At 40.2% G+C, this 2,426-nt stretch carries 3 protein-coding genes; all 3 read left to right on the top strand.

Annotated elements, in window-relative coordinates:
• The first annotated feature begins 121 nt into the window (after nt 1-121).
• From GX437_12875 to mnmA, 3 genes are read left to right on the top strand one after another with little or no spacing between them, the layout of a single operon-like run.
• The gene (locus GX437_12875; GenBank protein ID NLJ08549.1) at nt 122-508 is read left to right on the top strand and encodes a response regulator; all 387 of its coding nucleotides are present in this window, start codon (nt 122-124) and stop codon (nt 506-508) included.
• Complete coding sequence (locus GX437_12870; protein NLJ08548.1) at nt 505-918, top strand: hypothetical protein; 414 nt, start codon at nt 505-507, stop codon at nt 916-918. The genes GX437_12875 and GX437_12870 overlap by 4 nt, the downstream gene beginning before the upstream one ends.
• An 8-nt stretch (nt 919-926) precedes the next feature.
• Nucleotides 927-1,997, top strand: coding sequence for a tRNA 2-thiouridine(34) synthase MnmA (mnmA, locus tag GX437_12865; protein ID NLJ08547.1), 1,071 nt, complete (start codon nt 927-929; stop codon nt 1,995-1,997).
• Nucleotides 1,998-2,426 lie beyond the last annotated feature (429 nt).

Here is a 2,426-nt window from a genome sequence, read left to right as displayed (position 1 = left end):
GGGTGGTAAACTTTATCTGGAATCTAAACTTCATGTGGGCAGTACTTTTTATTTTGCTTTACCCCTTGTCCTTCACAAATCTTCCGATGATTTTGATGAAAACTTTAATCAGAGACCAAAAATTGACTGGAGTGATAAGACTATTCTCATTGTGGAAGATGAAGAGTCTAATTTCAGGTATCTGAAATACACACTTGAAATTACCAATGCAAAACTACTGAGAGCACACAACGGGATTCAGGCTATTGACATGATAAGGTCTGATAATCAGATAGATTTGTGTTTAATGGATATTCACCTGCCTGTCATGAACGGATATGATGCCACACAGGTTATCAGGGAATTTTCGCCTGATTTACCTATCATCGCGCAAACAGCTTTTTCTATGCCCGGGGAAAGGGAAAAAAGTCTCAAGGCTGGATGTAACGGATATATTTCAAAGCCTATTTCACGGACCGATTTAATCAAGCTCATTGATAAATTTTTAGATAAAAATAATGACGTATGAAAAAATTATTAGTAATTACCTTAATTTCATCTTTTTTCTTCGTTTCATGCAATAAAAAAAGTGAAGAGATAAAATCAGAAAGCAAAACCGGAGTACCTGCAGTTTCAGAAGCTCAGCGTCCCCCTGATTCAGTGCTGATTTTAGGTATCTGGCAGCGAACAAATAAGAAAATGTGGATGGAATTCAGGTCTGACGGAACTTTTGATATTGGCAAAGACAAAATTGTCAAAGATTCGAACCGTCACTGGCACATCGATACTGCCAAAAAAGCCTTGTTCCTCGACTTCTCAAACGGAGCTAAATTTATTCCTTATAACGTGAATAACAGCCGTTTACACCTCGATTTTAAAGACAGGGGAAAACAGATAGATATGGTCAGGATTGGGGTAAGACCCGATGTTCAGCCTTAATCAATTTTATGGATAGAATTGCTGCGTTGGTTTCGGGTGGGGTGGACAGCTCGGTCATGTTGCATATGCTTGCCGGAAAAGGGCTTTCTCCGGATATTTTTTATATACGAATCAGCATGGAAGACGAACTCGGACAATTAGACGATTGTTCTTTCCGCGAAGACCTTGAGATAGTCATGCAGCTGGCAAAAAAATATAATTGCCGGTTCGAGATAGCCGATCTGCACCACGACTACTGGCAGACGGTTGTCAGATATACCATTGATACAGTCAAAAGCGGAAAAACTCCAAATCCGGATATTCTTTGCAACAGAATCATCAAATTCGGACTCTTTGACGAACGCTACGGAAAGGATTACAAATGGTTGGCTACAGGTCATTATGCCAATACACTGGTTTTAAATGATGAAATATTTCTGGCCACAGCACGCGACAAAAAGAAAGACCAGACTTATTTCTTGTCAGGATTGACGGCTGAACAGATTGCAAGAATCATGTTCCCGATCGGATTTCTGACCAAACCTGAAGTCAGAAAAAAAGCCAGGGATGAAAAACTGCCCAGTGCCAGCCGTCCGGATAGCCAGGGAATTTGTTTTCTCGGAAAAATCAACTATCAACAGTTTCTGCTCAGGTATCTGGGGACTAAAGAAGGTGATATTGTTGAGGCTGAAACAGGGAAAATATGGGGAAAGCATAAAGGTTACTGGTTTTATACCATTGGGCAGCGACATGGATTAGGTTTGGGACAGGGTCCTTGGTATGTGTCGGCAAAAAACACAGAAGAAAATATTATTTTCATTACAAAAGGACTTAATTCTCAATCTCTTAAGGAAAACACGGTTTATCTGGAAGACTTTCATTTTATCAATCACAATCTGTCAGGTTTTGATCTTGAAAATATTAAGTTTAAAATCAGGCATACTCCGGAATTTACTGCCGGGAAACTGAGCGTGGAAGGGTCAAAAGCAAAAATTGAGTCGGAAAGAGCCATCATCGGACTTGCACCCGGGCAATATGGTGTAGTTTACGACAAAGATGAAAAAGTTTGTCTGGGAGCAGGAGTTATTGAATGGCGCTGAATCATTTGGAATAAAGGTTTTAAGCCTTTGATTACTATGCTGATTTTTTTTCTTATTGTCAAACACAACTCCGCTTGTTCCGTTCAATATGAATGATGTATGACAGATTTAATATGGGCTGTTTTCCTAACTCACCCCCGGCCCCTCTCTTTTGAAAAGAGAGGGGAGCTGATGGCGTTTTCGGATTTTATGATTGTTTCATAAAATAAAAGATCAACATCCGCTCGAGTACCGTAGGGAGGATATTTGGGTAACAGTTTCTAACTCACCCCCGGCCCCTCTCTTTCGAAAAGAGAGGGGAGCTGATGACGTTTCCGGATTTTAAATTTGTCTTATAAAACAAAAAATCAATATTCGCTCAAGTCCCGTAGGGACGATCTTATGGTAAGACCAACAAAATAAAAGAGCCAAGTCCCGTAGGGACGGCCT

Source organism: Sphingobacteriales bacterium (genome assembly GCA_012517435.1).
Taxonomy (GTDB): Bacteria; Bacteroidota; Bacteroidia; order CAILMK01; family JAAYUY01; genus JAAYUY01.
Note: the sequence above shows the minus strand (reverse complement) of the source record. Positions and strands in the feature narration are given on the sequence as shown.

Coding starts and splice junctions, on each gene's coding strand:
- GX437_12870 (NLJ08548.1), top strand. CDS start 505: ATGAAAAAATTATTAGTAATTACCTTAATTTCATCTTTTTTCTTCGTT.
- mnmA (NLJ08547.1), top strand. CDS start 927: ATGGATAGAATTGCTGCGTTGGTTTCGGGTGGGGTGGACAGCTCGGTC.